Raw genomic sequence first — 14,576 nt, 5'->3', positions numbered from 1 at the left:
GCTATTTCGACAGCGGACCGACAGATGGCACGCAAGGATCACCGCAGCCGCCCGGCGGGCCCGGGCGCGGAAGAAACCGGCAACCGGAGCATCTCCGGCGGCCTGCTGCCCGCCATGCCCGAATCGCCTATTCCCGACTGGGCGCCGCGCAACCGGACGCCCGATCCGCTGTCCCGTCCGGCCGCGCAGCCCGAGCCCTGCGACGCCAAGGGCTGAAGCGCCCCGGGGAAAACCGGGATCGCCGCCCGGGCATTGCTTGCAATATGCTGATTTCAGGGGATGTTTCCGGGCTTGTGCGATGCGGCCCGGCCTGAATGACAACAGGCCCCGCGCAGCCGCAGGGCCTGTTGCTCCTCCCCTGTCATGGCGGCCAGCCTCCCCGCGTAGCCGCCCAGGTATTCTTGCTGGTCAGGCCCCGATCAACTCTGCCTGACGCACGATCACTTGTGCCTGACGGATGGACGCTATGTCAACCAGTCTACCTTTGTATACCGTCGCGCCTGCGCCGGTCCGCTTGGCTTCCTCCATCGCGGCCAGGATCTCACGCGCCTCGGTCACGGCCTTTTCGCTGGGCGAGAAGACCTCGTTGGCCAGCGCCACCTGCTTGGGATGGATCGCCCATTTCCCGACCATGCCCAGCGTGGCCGAGCGGCGGGCCTGCGCGCGGAAACCCTCGTCATCGCTGAAATCGCCGAAGGGGCCGTCGACCGGCAGCACGCCATGGGTGCGGCAGGCGGCGACGATGGCGGTCTGCGCCCAATGCCAGGGGTCGGACCAGTATTTCGCCCCCTCGTGCAGCATGTAGTAGTTTTCCTGGGTGCCGCCGATGCCCGTGGTAGCCATGCCCATGCTGGCGGCAAAATCCGCCGCGCCCAGGCTCATCGCCTGCAACCGGGGCGAGGCGGCCGCGATCTCTTCGACATGGGCGATACCGGCGGCGGATTCGATGATCACCTCCAGGCTGATGCGCTTGGACCGCCCCTTGGCCGCCTCGATGGCGGTGACCAGCGCATCCACGGCATAGACGTCCGCGGCGTTGCCGACCTTGGGGATCATGATCTGGTCCAGCCGCTCGCCGGCCTGTTCCAGCAGGTCCACCACGTCGCGATACCAATAGGGCGTGTCCAGCCCGTTGATCCTGACCGACAGCGTCTTGGCGCCCCAGTCGATGTCGCCGATGGCCTGGATCACGTTCCTGCGCGCCTGCGCCTTGTCGTCGGGCGCCACCGAATCCTCAAGATCCAGGTTGATGACGTCGGCGGCCGAACCGGCCATCTTTTCGAACAGCGCATCGCGAGAACCGGGGCCGAAAAGCTGGCAGCGGTTCAGGCGGGCGGGCGCAGGAGGTTGCGTGCGGAAGGACATGGCTTGCCTTTCGGGTAAGGATGTTTCAAACGGCGCTGCGAAACTGATAGATAATTGCTGCGCCTGCATCAAGCTGATTTTGCATCTGCGAAATCCCGCCCATCTTGACGCCTTGCCGCTTTAGGCGCAGGACCGCGATGCAAGCCCCTGGGACAGGAGAAACGACATGACCCGCACCGTCTATCTGAATGGCGACTATCTGCCGGAAACCGAAGCCAAGGTCTCGATCTTCGACCGCGGTTTCGTGATGGGCGACGGCGTCTACGAGGTGACGAGCGTGCTGGACGGCAAGCTGCTGGATTTCGCCGGCCACATGAAGCGGCTGACCCGTTCGCTGGCCGAGCTGGGCATGGGCAACCCGCTTGGCGACGACGAATGGCTGCTGGCGCATCGCAAGCTGCTGGAGCTGAACGCGTTGACCGAGGGCATGGTCTATCTGCAGGTCACGCGCGGCAATCCCGGCGACCGCGACTTCATCTATCCGCCCGAGGACACGCCGCAGACCGTGGTCATGTTCACCCAGTCCAAGCCCGGCCTTGCCGACAATCCGCAGGCGAAAACCGGCATCCGGGTGATCTCGATCCCCGACATGCGCTGGCACCGCCGCGACATCAAGACGGTGCAACTGCTCTATCCCTCGATGGCCAAGATGGAGGCCAAGCATCGCGGCGCCGACGACGCCTGGTTCACCGAGGACGGTTTCGTGACCGAGGGCACCTCGAACAACACCTATATCGTCAAGGACGGCAAGATCGTCACCCGCCAGCTGTCGAACGACATCCTGCACGGCATCACCCGCGCCTCGCTCCTGCGCTATGCCGCCGAGGCGCAGATGCAGATCGAAGAGCGCCCCTTCACCATCGAAGAGGCGCAGGCGGCGGACGAGGCGTTCTTCACCTCGGCCTCGGCCTTCGTGCTGCCGGTGGTCGAGATCGACGGCGTGCAGCTGGGCGACGGCAAGCCAGGCCCGGTGGCGGCCCGCCTGCGCGAGCTTTACCTGGAAGAGTCGCGCAAATCCGCGATCTGACCGGACGGACGGAAACCGGGAAAGGCGCGCGGGCCGGCCCTGCGCGCCTTTCTCATGGACCGGGCCGGGGAATCAGGTCGCGGCCGCCTCGCGTTCCAGGGTGACGGTGCCGACATCGCGGGCCAGGGTATCGCGCAGAATGGCCACGTCCTGGCCGTCCAGCACCACGCGCACGTCGTCGCCGTCCTGGACCAGCGCATATTCCTCGGCACCGGCATAGCCTTCGGCCAGGGTGATGGTGATCGTGTCCTCGCCGCCATAGGTGATCTCGGCGGCGCCCCCCGCATCGCTGCGCAGCACGATCAGGTCGGCGCCGTCGCCGCCCTCGACGATGTCGCCCGCCCCGGCATGGATCGTATCCTCGCCCGCACCGCCCAGCAGCGTATCGGGGCGCTCGGGATCCGAGGCATCGGGCGACAGGATCAGGTCGTCGCCATCCTCGCCGTCGATATAGACGGAACCGCCGTGATCCTCGATCCGGTCGTCGCCCGTGCCGCCGGTGATCGAGTGATTGCCCAGGTTGGTGATGATCGTGTCGTTGCCCGAGCCGCCGTCAATGGTGTCGTCGCCCTCGTCTGCATCCAGGTCATAGGCGCCGTAAAGGTCGTCGTCGCCGCCCAGGTCGATCTTGTCGTCGCCCGGGTCGGCCAGGACCGTATCGTCGCCGTAGCCGGTGCTGATCAGGTCGTCGCCCAGACCGCCATCGACAAGATCGTTCCCGTCCAGACCCTGGATGGCGTCATCGCCGTCGGTGCCGGTCAGGGTATCGTCCCCTTCGGTGCCCACGATGAAGGTATCCCGATCACGGGGGTCTTCGTCGGACCCCTCGGGCGCATGGTCGTCGTCATTGCTCGACACGACCGAGCCGATGCCGACAAGGCCCAAAAGTCCCAGCATCAGGAAAATGGTCTGGTTCATCTTGAAGTCTCCGAAGCGGTTGACGGCAAGATAGACCGGGCCCGCCCCGGGCGGCAACCGTCACTGAACCGGATAGTTCTTTCCCCGGCAAAGAAAAGCCGCCCCACGGCCAGCGGCCGGCCGCAGGGGCGCGCGACGCCCCCACGGCATCGCCGCTCAGTGCCCCAGGATCTGGCTGAGGAACAGCTTGGTGCGCTCGGACCGGGGGTTGTTGAAGAACTCCTTCGGCGTGTTCTGCTCGACGATCTGGCCCTGGTCCATGAAGATCACCCGATGCGCCACGGCCTGGGCAAAACCCATCTCATGCGTGACGCACAGCATGGTCATGCCGTCCTCGGCCAGCTCGATCATGGTGTCCAAGACCTCCTTGATCATCTCGGGGTCCAAGGCCGAGGTCGGCTCGTCGAACAGCATGATCCGCGGCCGCATGCACAGCGAGCGCGCGATGGCCACCCGCTGCTGCTGGCCGCCCGACAGCTGGCCGGGATATTTATGCGCCTGCTCGGGGATCTTGACCTTGGTGAGGAAATGCATGGCCGTTTCCTCGGCCTCGCGCTTGGGGATCTTGCGCACCCAGATCGGCGCCAGCGTGCAGTTTTCCAGGATCGTCAGATGCGGGAACAGATTGAAATGCTGGAACACCATTCCGACCTCGGAGCGCACCTTGTCGATGTTCTTGAGGTCATGGGTCAGTTCGGTCCCGTCCACGATGATCTTGCCGGCCTGATGTTCCTCGAGCCGGTTGATGCAGCGGATCAGCGTCGATTTCCCCGACCCCGAAGGGCCGGCGATCACGATGCGCTCGCCGCGGCTGACGACCAGGTCGATGTCGCGCAGCACATGGAAGGTTCCGTACCATTTGTTGAGATTGACGATCTCGATGGCAGCCTCATGGCCTGCGGCGGGGATCGCGGTGGTTTGGGTGGTCATGTGCGCCTCCTCAGCGGTGGTCGCGCTTCAGCCGGCGTTCCAGATACATGGAATAACGCGACATGCCGAAGCAGAGGATGAAGAAGATCGCGCCGACGAAGATATAGGGCTCCCAATAGGCGCCTTTCCATTCGAAGCTTGCGCGGATGGTATCGGCCATGGCCTTCAACGGGTCGAACAACCCGACGAAGACGACCAGCGTGGTGTCCTTGAACATGCCGATGAAGGTCGAGACGATGCCGGGGATCGAGATCTTCAGCGCCTGCGGCAGGATGATCAGCCGCTGCGCCTTCCAATAGTCCAGCCCCAGCGCGTCGGCAGCCTCGTATTGGCCCTTTGGCAGGGCGGCAAGGCCGCCGCGGATCACCTCGGCCATATAGGCGGCGGCGAACAGCGTCACCATGATGATGACCCGCAGGATGATGTCGAAATTCGTGCCCGGCGGCAGGAAATAGTTGAGCAGCAGCGAGGCCACGAACAACAGCGTGATCAGCGGCACGCCGCGGATGAACTCGATGAACATCACCGCCAGCAGCTTGATCACCGGCAGGTCCGAGCGCCGGGCAAGCGCCAGGATCACCCCCAGCGGCAGGGACAGCGCGATACCGGCCACGCCGATGGTGATCGACAGCACGAAGCCGCCGAACTGGTCCGAGGATACCGGCCGAAGCCGCAGCGGCAGAACGCCCGCCAGCGCCGAAGCCAGCGGACCGGACAGCAGCAGCCACCAGGCCGCCGCCACCACCACCGCCAGCGCAAAGGCCAGCAGGCCGAACCGCGCCGCAAGCACCCGCCAGACCGCGAAGCCAAGGCCGAAGCCGGCCAGCACCATCGCCTCGCTCCAGAGCGAGCCGCCCCAGAGCAGCCAGACGGCGATGAAGGGATAGACCAGGCTCGCCAGCAGCGACCATTGCGGGCGCGTCTCGATCAGCGCCGCCCAGGCCAGCATCAGCACGGCCATTCCCAGCAGCGCGGCCACGGGGGCGCCCAGCAGGGCGGCGATGACGAAGGTCAGCACCATCGACAGGCCCAGCACGATCCGCCGCGCCTTGGCGCTTTCGGAAAACAGCACCGGCGCCAGTGCCAGGAACAGCAGGCCGAAGGCCAGCACCGGGCGCCAGTAAAGCACCTGCGGATAGAAGCCGAACATGAACTGGTTCCAGCGGTGCTTGATCAGGGCAAAGCAGGCCCCCGAGGCGCCCTGCCCCCAGGTTTCGGCGATGATCTGCCGGCATTCGGCCATGCTGCCGGCGTTCCAGACGGAATGCGACAGCCACGGGCCGACGGTGCTGAGGATCAGCCAGACGATGCCCAGCCCGACGAAGGTCAGCGCGATGTTCAGCGGCCCCGAGAACAGGTTCTCGCGCAGCCATTTGATCGCGCCGGATTCGGCCAGCGGCGGCGGCTCGGGCGGCAGCATGGTCTCGCGGACATAGGCGACGGTTTCGGAATGCGTCTCGCTCATCTCACCGCTCCTTCAGCTTGACGCGGCTGTTGAAGATGTTCATCCCGGCCGAGATGATCAGGCTGAGCGCCAGATAGATGCCCATCATCAGCACCATCGCCTCCATCTCGCGCCCGGTCTGGTTCAGCGTGGTGCCGCCCAGCGTGCCGCGCAGGTCCATGTAGCCCACGGCGATGGCAAGCGAACTGTTCTTGGTCAGGTTCAGGTATTGCGAGATCAGCGGGGGCACGATCACCCGCAACGCCTGGGGCAGCACGACCAGCGACATGGTGCGGCGCGGGCGCAGTCCCAGCGCAAAGGCTGCCTCGGTCTGGCCGCGGCTGACGGCCAGGATACCGGCGCGCACGATCTCGGCGATGAAGGCGCCGGTATAGAGCGTCAGTGCCAGCCACAGCACCACGAAGGCGTTGTCGAGGTTGATGCCGTCGGCGAAGTTGAAGCCGCGCAGCACCGGCGGAACCAGATGCAGGCCGAAATACCAGGTCAGGAACAGCACCGGGACGACGAACATCGCCAGGCTGATCCACCAGGTCCGCGGCCGCTTGCCGGTCCGGTCCTGCACCCGCTGCGCCCAGTTGCGCAGCACGCGCCAGCCGGTCCAGGCGGCGGCGATGACCACGGCAAAGGCGATGAACGCCCAGCTGATCCCCTCGCGCCCCAGCGAGATGGTGCCGGGCGGGTTGGTCATGCCGATCGAGGGGATGGCGGTATAGCGGTTCGTGGGTGCGATCATGTCGAACAGGATCATGTTCGCCGCCGGATTCTCGCCGCGATAGGCGTTGGGCGGCGGCATGACCTCGGTAAAGATCGCAAGGCAGACCAGGATCCACAACAGCAGGGGGATGTTGCGGAAGACCTCGACATAGACCGTCATCAGCCGCGCGATCAGCCAGTTCGAGGACAGCCGCAGCACGCCCACGATCACGCCCAGGATCGTCGCGGCGATACAGCCCAGGATCGAGACCAGCAGCGTGTTCAGCAGCCCGATCACGGTAGCGCGCAGATGGGTGTCGTCGGAATTGTATGGGATAAGCTGCTGCGGGATGTCGTATCCCGCGCGGCGGAAAAGGAAATCGAAGCTGAGCGTCTTGCCCATGGCGGACAGGTTGCGCAGCGTGTTGTCGATCAGCCAACTCGCCGCCAGCATCACCAGGATGAAGACGATGGCTTGCAGGGTCAGCGAGCGGTAGCGCCGATCATAGATCAGCATCGACAACCGGAACGGCGGATTGTCCGCCCCCGTATAGGTGACCATGTATTAACCCCCTGTATCCGGCTTGGGTGACGGGCCTTTGGCCTCTGGCTTGCCGGCTTTCATTCGGGGCGCGCGGGGGGACATGCGCCCCCGCACACCCTTTGTTCAGATGCGATTACCGGAAGGGCATCGCATACATCAGCCCGCCTTGGGTCCATTGCGCGTTCAGGCCGCGCGCCAGGCCGATCGGGGTCTGTTCGCCGATGGTGGCGGCAAAGATCTCGCCATAGTTGCCGCCGGCCTTGATGGCGCGCTTGGCCCATTCGGCGTCAAGCCCGATCATCTTGCCCAGATCGTCGGTGGTGCCCAGCAGGCGCTGGACTTCCGGGTTCTGCGAGGATTTCGCCAGCTCGTCGATATTGGCCGAGGTGACGCCGTATTCCTCGGCGGCGATCAGCGCGTAAAGCGTCCAGCGCGCGATGTCGCCCCAGTTGTTGTCGCCATGGCGCACCGCCGGGCCCAAGGGCTCTTTCGAGATGATCTCGGGCAGGATGATGTGGTTTTCCGGGTCGGCAAAGCTGGCGCGGGTCGCGGCCAGGCCCGAGGCGTCGGTGGTATAGGCATCGCAGGCGCCGGCCATGTATTGCTGTTCGCCCTCGGCGTTGCTGTCGATGTTGACCGGCTGGTAGTCCATGTTGTTGGCCTTGAAGTAATCGGCCAGGTTCAGCTCGGTCGTGGTGCCGGTCTGGATGCAGATCGTGGCGCCGTTCAGCTCTTTCGCCGAGCTGACGCCCAGATCCTTGCGGACCATGAAGCCCTGGCCGTCGTAGTAGTTGACGCCGATGAAGTCGAGCTTGAGGTCGGTGTCGCGCTGGAAGGTCCAGGTGGAGTTGCGGGCCAGAAGGTCCACCTCGCCCGAGGAAAGCGCCGTGAAGCGGGTCTGGCCGGTGGTCGGCACATATTTGATCTTGGTCGCATCGCCCAGCACGGCCGCGGCCATGGCCTTGCAGAAGGCGACGTCGAAGCCGGACCAGTTGCCGTTCGCGTCAGGGGCGGCGAAGCCGATCAGGCCGGTATTCACGCCGCAGTTCAGCACCCCGCGGGCCTTGACCTCCTTCAGCGTGTCGCCTTCTGCGGCCAAGGCACCCGAGGCCGCCAGCGCGACCGCCGTCACAGAGCCGAAGAATACAGATTTCTTCATTGATTTCCCCACTGTTGTTCCCGGACTCGTCCAGGAATGAGCCAATGCAAGGCCCGTTGGCGAGCCCGTTTGAGCAAGGAGCATTTATGCCCCCATAAGCGGCATTGTGCCGATGGAGGCCGGTGCGTCAAGAAAGAACCAAAACGCGCCCGTCAGCCGCGGGTGAGATGCCAGAACCGCTCAGAATCGCGCATCGCGGCCAGACGGCTTGCGGCCTGCGCCTCGGCCTCCTCGTCCCGGCCCCAGCGTTCTGCCTGAAATTCCTCGTCAATCCGGGACAGGGCATGGGCGGTCGGCGCGTCGATCCGCCCCCGAATCACCGCCAGCCCCAGGATCAGCGAGCCCGGCAGAGTCACCAGATCGTGCAGCGCCGTCAGCCCGAAGGGATCGAGCGATGCGACCTCTGCCCGCAATTTCAGCAGAACGACCGGATCCTGCGGCACCGGGATCACGCCATGGGTGATGCGCAGCGGCGCCCGCAGTTCGGTCGCCGCCCAGTCGATCAGCGGATCCCAGCCCTCGGCCTGGGCGCGCACCAGCGCCTCGGGCGCGTCGGCGCGATAGGACAGCAGGTCCGTGCCGCCATAATCGCCCAACATCGCCGCCACCGCGTCGAATTGCGGCGCCACCTTCTCGATGGCGGAATTGGCCGAGCGGGTCAGCGGCATCGCATTAGGGTCGATCACCTCCTGCACCGCCTGCCATTCCTCGGCGATGGCCAGCGCCAGCGCCTCGGTCGGCAGGCGCAGCGGCTGCTTGCCCGGCGTGCGCAGGGGACGCTCGTCCAGCAGAACGGCCCAGCCGCCCTCTTCCTTGTGGATCCCGACGGATGCCCAGAAACGGCGCGCCTTCCATTCACTCATCGGCCCACTCCAGCAGTGCGCGGGTCAGCGCGGGATAATCCGGCGCGATCAGATGGGCGCCGGCCGCATGCAGTTCCTCGACCGGGCAAAAGCCCCAGCCGACGCCGAAGCCGGCCACGCCGGCCGCCCGCGCCATTTCCATGTCGAAGGTGGAATCGCCCACCATGACCGCGCGCGCGGCCGGCACGCCGGTTTCCGACAGCGCGCTTTCCAGCATGGCCGGATGCGGCTTGGACGGATGGCCGTCCGCCGATTGCCGGGTGATGAAGCGCCGCGTCAGCCCATGCGCATCCAGGATCGCCGCCAACCCCCGCGCCGGCTTGCCGGTAGCGATGCCCAACAGCACCTCGTCCCGCGAGGCCAGCGCGTCCAGGCATTCCAGCGCGCCGGGATAAAGCGGCGGCAGCGCCCCCGCCGCGCGCGAGGCGATGAAGGATTCGCGATAGCCGGCCACGACGCGCTCATGCAGGTCGGGGCCCGCGCCGGGCAACAGCTGCGCCACGGCGACCGGCAGCGACAGGCCGACGATGGACAGGATGCGCGCGGGCTCCATCTCGGGCAGGCCGGCGACGCTCATGCCCCGGTTCATCGCCTGGGTGATCTCGTGCTGGCTGTCGACCAGCGTGCCGTCGATGTCGAAGATGACCAGTTTCATGCTGTCTCGGCAAAGGGGTCTTCGGGCACGTCGTTCTCCGACCAGCCCAGCGTCTTCCAGGTGCGGCTCATGTGTTCGGGCAAGGGCGCGGTGACGGTGATCAGCTTCTTGGTGATCGGATGCTCGAACCGGATCATGCGGGCGTGCAGGTGCAGCTTGCGGCTGATCTCTCCGCCAAGCTGGGCGCCCCAGCCGTCGCCCAGGTTCTCTTGCCCCGAGCCGCCGTATTTGCCGTCGCCGACGATGGGATGGCCGATCTCGGCCATGTGGGCGCGCAGCTGGTGGGTGCGGCCGGTGACCGGCACCATGGCCACCCAGCTGACCCGGCCGCCCAGGGCATCCAGCACGGCATAGTCGGTATGGGCACGCTTGGCGCCCTCGGTCGCAGCGACGGCCGAGGGATGCACGGCCATCATCTTTTCGCCCTCGCCGCCCCTGCCCCGGCCCGGCGCCTTCACGAGCCCGTATTTGATCGAGCCCATGCGCGGATGCGGAACGCCCGCCACGGCGGCCCAATAGATCTTGCGGGTCAGGCGGTGGCGGAACGCCTCGCTGAGCGCGCGCGCGATCCGGTCGGTGCGCGCCAGCAGCAGCACGCCCGAAGTGTCCTTGTCCAGCCGATGCACCAGCTTGGGCCGGTCCTTGTAGCCGAACATCAAGGCCGTGGTCAGCCCGTCCACATGCCGGTCGCCCTGCCCCGAGCCGCCCTGCGAGGGCAGGCCAGGCGGCTTGTTCAGCGCGATGATATGCTCGTCGCGCCACAGAACGCAGGACTGGATCATCTCGGCGTCGGATTGCTTCACCGACGCTTTCGGCGCGGCGGGCGGCGGCGCGCCCTCGGGCAGCGGCGGCACGCGCACCTCCTGCCCGGGTTCGATGCGGGTATTGGCCTTGACCCGGCCGCCATCGACGCGCAGCTGGCCGGTGCGGCACATCTTTTCCACCGCGCCCTGGGTCAGCTGCGGAAACCGCTTCTTCAGCCAGCGGTCGATGCGCTGTTCGCCCTCGTCCTCGCCGACGCGGATGGTCTGCACGCCGCTCATGCGAAAAGCCCCCGACCGACGGTCAGCCCGGCGATCACCGCCGCCAGCGACAGCACGACCGAGCCCAGCACATAGCCAAGCGCGGTGGCGATCTCGCCCCGTTCCCACAGGGTCATGGTGTCCAGCGCGAAGGCGGAGAACGTGGTGAAGCCGCCCAGCATCCCGGTCAGCAGGAAAGGCGCCAGATGCTGCCCGCCCCGATGCGCCAGCAACGCCGCCAGCAGCCCCATGGCCAGGCAGCCGGCGATGTTCACGCTCAGCGTGCCCAGCGGAAAGCCGGGGGTCAGCCGCCCGGCCAGGATATTGACCCCATAGCGCGCCGCGGAACCCAAGGCCCCACCCAGCGCGACCTGAAGGAAAGTGTGTTTCATGCTTTGTCCTCTGTCCGCCGCTTCTGACGCAGCCCGGCGAACCATTCAACGCGCTTTTTCAGGTCGCGCTCGAATCCGCGCTCGACGGGCAGGTAGAAGACCGGGCGCTTCATGCCGTCGGGGAAATAGTTCTGCCCCGAAAAGGCGTCCTCGGCATCGTGATCGTAACGATAGCCGGCGCCATAGCCCTGTTCCGACATCAGCCCGGTGGGCGCGTTCAGGATATGCTTGGGCGGCATCTGGCTGCCCGAACGCCGCGCCAGATCGCGCGCCGCCTTGTAGGCGGCATAGCCGGCGTTGGATTTCGGCGCCAGCGCCAGATAGATGGTGGCCTGCGCCAGCGCCAGCTCGCCCTCGGGGCTGCCCAGCCGTTCGTAAAGCGCCCAGGCGTCCAGGCAGTGGCGCTGCGCCGCCGGGTCGGCCAGGCCGATATCCTCGATCGCCATGCGGGTCAGGCGGCGGGCCAGATAGCGCGGATCCTCGCCGCCCTCCAGCATGCGCGACAGCCAGTAAAGCGCCGCATCCGGGTCGCTGCCGCGCACCGATTTGTGCAAGGCCGAGATCAGGTTGTAATGCTCATCCCCCGACTTGTCGTATTTCGCCACGCGCCGCATCAGCCGCTGCGCCAGCTGTTCGGGGTCCAGCTTGTCCTTGACCTTCCAGGCCATGACCTGCTCGATCAGGTTCAGCACCGTGCGGCCGTCGCCATCCGCCATCTCCAGAAGCCGGTCGCGCGCCTCGGCGGTCAGCGGCAGGGCCCGGCCCAACTCCTGCTCGGCGCGTTGCGCCAGACGCTCCAGATCGGCCAGACCCAGCCGCTCCAGCACGATGACCTGGGCGCGGGACAAAAGGGCCGCGTTCAGTTCGAAACTGGGATTCTCCGTGGTGGCACCGACCAGGGTGATGGTGCCGTCCTCCATATGCGGCAGGAAACTGTCCTGCTGCGCCTTGTTGAAGCGGTGGATCTCATCGACGAAAAGCAAAGTGCCGCGGCCCTGCTGGCCGCGCAGGCGGGCGGCGTCAAAGACCTTGCGCAACTCGGGCACGCCCGAAAAGATCGCCGAGATCTGCACGAAGGCCAGGTCGGTCTCCTGTGCGAGGAGCCGGGCGATGGTGGTCTTGCCGACCCCGGGCGGACCCCAGAGGATCAGCGAGGACAGGCTGCCGGCGCCCAGCATGGCGCCCAGCGGGCCGTCGGGGCCAAGCACCTTGTCCTGGCCGACGACATCGGACAGCCGGGCCGGACGGATCCGGTCGGCCAAGGGACGCGCCACCGGGCGCGCAGGATCGCCCGAAGGGGGCGCGGTGTCGAAAAGGTCTGCCATGCGGGCGACATGTTACGCCGCCCGCATCACGCGCGAAAGGCCCTCCACCCAAAGCGGCCCATCAGTGCATCTTGGCCGCCAGGTTGATCGAGACGCATTGGAAATAGCCGTCGTCGATCCAGACCACCGGGCCCATGGCCTGTGCGTCCAGACCGCAGGGCACCAGCCAACGCGGCCAGGTCGAGGCGACCAGGCAAACCAGGCGCGAGGCGCCAAGCTCACGCGCCGAGTTGGTCATCTCGGCGACCAGGTTGAAATGCACACGGCGGCGTTCCCGCTGCGGGATCGTGTGGTCGACGAACAGCCGGCTGGCCTCCCAGGTCCCGGCTTCGACCGGCGCCGGCTCGTCCAGCAGGTTCTGCGGGATCGAGCCGCCCAGAAGGTCGAGCTGGGCATCGCGGATCATATAGGAATACATGCCGCAGCGCGCCGTGGTGGGGGTCAGCCGCACGCCGGCCAGAACCCGGCCGTTTTCATGGATCGCCACCCAGCGGCTCATCGGGGTGTCGTATTGGTCGAACTCCATGTCGTCCGTCTGGGGCAGGTTCCAGCGCTTCTGGACGATGAAGCTTTGCTTGCGGGCGCGGAAGATATTCGCGAACAGCTCGCCGTGATTGTGAAGGTTGGCGAAGGAAAGTGTGGTGGTCTGCATGGTCTTCTCCTGGGGTTCTTGGTGGTGGTGGCCCCCAGGTGTAAACCGCAACGGCGGACGGACCGTATTACAGCAAGCGGTAATCCTTGGCCCGTTGCAGCGCCTCGGCCGTCGTGCGCGCCATGAGTCGTTCGCGCGCCGAGATGAGACGTGCCTTGAATGCGCTTTCCGTTATGCCAAGCTTGGCAGCCGCCGCTGCATGACGATCCCCCTCTGCGATACACCGAAGGGCCTCTTGCTGAGCCTTCGTCAGGCTCTCCGGCGGCTCCGTGATCTCGTGAAGCCGTCGTAGCGTTGCCGAGATCACGTCGATCTCGTCATCCGTGAATTCCCGCTTGTCATGGGCAAATGCTGCGATGGTGCGCGACTTGATCGGCCCATGCGCGACGACCAGGCCATAGTGCAGGCCGTGATCCGCCGCATCCTGAAGAATCGAAAACGGGTCGGGAATCGGCAGCACGCTCCAGCGGCAGGCCCCGGTCGTCGAAAAGCCCCAGGCGATGGTGGGGTCGCGCAAGGCATAGGCCCGTTCGGAATAGCGCTGGGCCCATTCCTTGTTATAGGTCTGGAACTGCATCAGCGGTGCAGCGAAACGAATGTGCAGCCCGATGAAATAGCCTGCCGGAGCAAGCTTTTTCAACTTGGCGAGTGCTGCATTGATTTCCGCGCGAGACGACATGACTTTTTGGACAGATTGCGTTTTCTTCGGGTTACCAGGAAAAATGGCACGGTTCTCAGGGTATTCAAGCAATACCGTGCTTGCGAGCGACGTTTTTCGGAATGCCGTCGGGTCAACCCGAAGGCACGACTAGCTTTACCCGCCTTTTGCCCCCAAGTGCAAGCAGCCCTCACCCGCTGCAATTCCCGTGTGTTTTCTTCTGCGCAGGACAACCAGTGATGGAAAACGATCTTTTCGACTCAGCCTGAACGCGACCGGCAGAGTTTCGAACTGTTGCAAAAAAGCCCGCAGCCACGAACGCGACTGCGGGCCCATACCATCGCTTAACCCTAAGAAAGGGTTGAATTTCTTACGATTCGTCGGCGGCCGATTCGGCTTCCAGGCGAGCGCGGTCGGCGGCACCCTTGGCGCTGGTGTCGCGCTCGACGAATTCGATGATCGCCATCGGAGCCATGTCGCCATAACGGAAACCGGCTTTCATGATGCGAACATAACCGCCCTGGCGGTCCTTGTAGCGGGCGCCGAGCACGTCGAACAGTTTCGCGACATGGCTGTCCTGCTTCAACTGGGCGGCAGCCTGACGGCGAGCGTGCAGATCGCCGCGCTTGGCCAGCGTGATCAGCTTCTCGACGATGGGGCGCAGTTCCTTGGCCTTGGGCAGTGTGGTCTTGATCTGCTCATGCTCGATCAGCGAGCCGGCCATGTTGGCGAAAAGCGCCTTGCGGTGCTCGTGGGTGCGGTTCAGACGGCGATAGCCGCGGGCGTGACGCATGATGTTTCTCCTTCACGTCTTTTGCTTTGTCCGGCAGCCCATGCGTGCGGGCCGCTCTCCTTGGGGCGGGATGCCCGATCTTCCGGGGACGCGGGCGGCGTCCCCGGTATTCCTG

At 65.8% G+C, this 14,576-nt stretch carries 16 protein-coding genes; 2 read left to right on the top strand and 14 right to left on the bottom strand.

Annotated elements, in window-relative coordinates; translation table 11 throughout:
- The first annotated feature begins 24 nt into the window (after positions 1–24).
- Positions 25–216: a hypothetical protein gene (locus tag BLT64_RS13690; protein WP_041529776.1), complete on the top strand. Its 192-nt coding sequence runs from the start codon at positions 25–27 to the stop codon at positions 214–216.
- Positions 217–408: 192 nt separating this feature from the next.
- Here the strand turns inward: BLT64_RS13690 and BLT64_RS13685 are convergent, their stop codons facing one another.
- Positions 409–1,365 (bottom strand): L-malyl-CoA/beta-methylmalyl-CoA lyase, encoded by a 957-nt coding sequence (locus tag BLT64_RS13685; protein WP_041529775.1) that lies wholly within the window; start codon positions 1,363–1,365, stop codon positions 409–411.
- A gap of 166 nt (positions 1,366–1,531) precedes the next feature.
- On the opposite strand from BLT64_RS13685, the gene BLT64_RS13680 reads away from it, so the two are divergent.
- Complete coding sequence (locus BLT64_RS13680) at positions 1,532–2,392, top strand: D-amino-acid transaminase (RefSeq protein WP_011747138.1); 861 nt, start codon at positions 1,532–1,534, stop codon at positions 2,390–2,392.
- Between the two features lie 72 nt (positions 2,393–2,464).
- Here the strand turns inward: BLT64_RS13680 and BLT64_RS13675 are convergent, their stop codons facing one another.
- The 13 genes from BLT64_RS13675 to rplQ all read right to left on the bottom strand — a co-directional run bounded on the left by BLT64_RS13675 (position 2,465) and on the right by rplQ (position 14,461).
- Entirely contained in the window at positions 2,465–3,310 is an 846-nt protein-coding gene (locus BLT64_RS13675; RefSeq protein WP_049792350.1) for a calcium-binding protein, read from the bottom strand.
- 156 nt (positions 3,311–3,466) lie between these two features.
- Complete coding sequence (locus BLT64_RS13670; protein WP_011747136.1) at positions 3,467–4,240, bottom strand: amino acid ABC transporter ATP-binding protein; 774 nt, start codon at positions 4,238–4,240, stop codon at positions 3,467–3,469.
- A gap of 10 nt (positions 4,241–4,250) precedes the next feature.
- Positions 4,251–5,705: an amino acid ABC transporter permease gene (locus BLT64_RS13665; protein WP_011747135.1), complete on the bottom strand. Its 1,455-nt coding sequence runs from the start codon at positions 5,703–5,705 to the stop codon at positions 4,251–4,253.
- 1 nt (position 5,706) lies between these two features.
- Complete coding sequence (locus BLT64_RS13660; protein WP_011747134.1) at positions 5,707–6,960, bottom strand: amino acid ABC transporter permease; 1,254 nt, start codon at positions 6,958–6,960, stop codon at positions 5,707–5,709.
- 115 nt (positions 6,961–7,075) lie between these two features.
- On the bottom strand, positions 7,076–8,101 hold the full coding sequence (locus tag BLT64_RS13655) for an amino acid ABC transporter substrate-binding protein (RefSeq protein ID WP_011747133.1): 1,026 nt from the start codon (positions 8,099–8,101) through the stop codon (positions 7,076–7,078).
- A 152-nt stretch (positions 8,102–8,253) separates the two neighbouring features.
- Positions 8,254–8,964 (bottom strand): ATP12 family chaperone protein, encoded by a 711-nt coding sequence (locus tag BLT64_RS13650; RefSeq protein ID WP_011747132.1) that lies wholly within the window; start codon positions 8,962–8,964, stop codon positions 8,254–8,256.
- Complete coding sequence (locus tag BLT64_RS13645) at positions 8,957–9,619, bottom strand: HAD-IA family hydrolase (RefSeq protein WP_011747131.1); 663 nt, start codon at positions 9,617–9,619, stop codon at positions 8,957–8,959. Before BLT64_RS13645 ends, BLT64_RS13650 begins: the two co-directional genes overlap by 8 nt.
- Complete coding sequence (locus BLT64_RS13640) at positions 9,616–10,662, bottom strand: RluA family pseudouridine synthase (RefSeq protein ID WP_011747130.1); 1,047 nt, start codon at positions 10,660–10,662, stop codon at positions 9,616–9,618. Before BLT64_RS13640 ends, BLT64_RS13645 begins: the two co-directional genes overlap by 4 nt.
- The gene (crcB, locus tag BLT64_RS13635) at positions 10,659–11,033 is read right to left on the bottom strand and encodes a fluoride efflux transporter CrcB (RefSeq protein WP_011747129.1); all 375 of its coding nucleotides are present in this window, start codon (positions 11,031–11,033) and stop codon (positions 10,659–10,661) included. Before crcB ends, BLT64_RS13640 begins: the two co-directional genes overlap by 4 nt.
- A complete protein-coding gene (locus BLT64_RS13630) occupies positions 11,030–12,358 on the bottom strand; it encodes a replication-associated recombination protein A (protein ID WP_011747128.1) in 1,329 nt (442 codons plus the stop codon). Before BLT64_RS13630 ends, crcB begins: the two co-directional genes overlap by 4 nt.
- 61 nt (positions 12,359–12,419) lie before the next feature.
- Entirely contained in the window at positions 12,420–13,010 is a 591-nt protein-coding gene (locus BLT64_RS13625) for an acyl-homoserine-lactone synthase (RefSeq protein WP_011747127.1), read from the bottom strand.
- 67 nt (positions 13,011–13,077) lie between these two features.
- Positions 13,078–13,689 carry an autoinducer binding domain-containing protein gene (locus tag BLT64_RS13620; protein WP_011747126.1) on the bottom strand — a complete coding sequence of 204 codons (612 nt, stop codon included), beginning with the start codon at positions 13,687–13,689 and terminating at the stop codon, positions 13,078–13,080.
- Positions 13,690–14,038: 349 nt separating this feature from the next.
- Positions 14,039–14,461, bottom strand: a complete 423-nt coding sequence (gene rplQ, locus BLT64_RS13615; RefSeq protein WP_011747125.1) for a 50S ribosomal protein L17 — start codon at positions 14,459–14,461, stop codon at positions 14,039–14,041.
- Positions 14,462–14,576 lie beyond the last annotated feature (115 nt).

The organism is Paracoccus denitrificans, from assembly GCF_900100045.1.
GTDB lineage: Bacteria > Pseudomonadota > Alphaproteobacteria > Rhodobacterales > Rhodobacteraceae > Paracoccus > Paracoccus denitrificans.
The sequence above is the reverse complement of the archived record's forward strand: the minus strand, read 5'-3'. Positions and strand labels throughout refer to the sequence as shown.

Excerpts from the sequence above, each read along its gene's own strand:
- BLT64_RS13680 (WP_011747138.1), top strand. The coding sequence starts at position 1,532 with ATGACCCGCACCGTCTATCTGAATGGCGACTATCTGCCGGAAACCGAA.
- BLT64_RS13655 (WP_011747133.1), bottom strand. The coding sequence starts at position 8,101 with ATGAAGAAATCTGTATTCTTCGGCTCTGTGACGGCGGTCGCGCTGGCG.
- BLT64_RS13670 (WP_011747136.1), bottom strand. The coding sequence starts at position 4,240 with ATGACCACCCAAACCACCGCGATCCCCGCCGCAGGCCATGAGGCTGCC.
- BLT64_RS13620 (WP_011747126.1), bottom strand. The coding sequence starts at position 13,689 with ATGTCGTCTCGCGCGGAAATCAATGCAGCACTCGCCAAGTTGAAAAAG.
- BLT64_RS13660 (WP_011747134.1), bottom strand. The coding sequence starts at position 6,960 with ATGGTCACCTATACGGGGGCGGACAATCCGCCGTTCCGGTTGTCGATG.
- crcB (WP_011747129.1), bottom strand. The coding sequence starts at position 11,033 with ATGAAACACACTTTCCTTCAGGTCGCGCTGGGTGGGGCCTTGGGTTCC.
- BLT64_RS13630 (WP_011747128.1), bottom strand. The coding sequence starts at position 12,358 with ATGGCAGACCTTTTCGACACCGCGCCCCCTTCGGGCGATCCTGCGCGC.
- BLT64_RS13645 (WP_011747131.1), bottom strand. The coding sequence starts at position 9,619 with ATGAAACTGGTCATCTTCGACATCGACGGCACGCTGGTCGACAGCCAG.
- BLT64_RS13690 (WP_041529776.1), top strand. The coding sequence starts at position 25 with ATGGCACGCAAGGATCACCGCAGCCGCCCGGCGGGCCCGGGCGCGGAA.
- BLT64_RS13685 (WP_041529775.1), bottom strand. The coding sequence starts at position 1,365 with ATGTCCTTCCGCACGCAACCTCCTGCGCCCGCCCGCCTGAACCGCTGC.
- BLT64_RS13640 (WP_011747130.1), bottom strand. The coding sequence starts at position 10,662 with ATGAGCGGCGTGCAGACCATCCGCGTCGGCGAGGACGAGGGCGAACAG.
- BLT64_RS13675 (WP_049792350.1), bottom strand. The coding sequence starts at position 3,310 with ATGAACCAGACCATTTTCCTGATGCTGGGACTTTTGGGCCTTGTCGGC.
- BLT64_RS13665 (WP_011747135.1), bottom strand. The coding sequence starts at position 5,705 with ATGAGCGAGACGCATTCCGAAACCGTCGCCTATGTCCGCGAGACCATG.
- BLT64_RS13650 (WP_011747132.1), bottom strand. The coding sequence starts at position 8,964 with ATGAGTGAATGGAAGGCGCGCCGTTTCTGGGCATCCGTCGGGATCCAC.
- BLT64_RS13625 (WP_011747127.1), bottom strand. The coding sequence starts at position 13,010 with ATGCAGACCACCACACTTTCCTTCGCCAACCTTCACAATCACGGCGAG.
- rplQ (WP_011747125.1), bottom strand. The coding sequence starts at position 14,461 with ATGCGTCACGCCCGCGGCTATCGCCGTCTGAACCGCACCCACGAGCAC.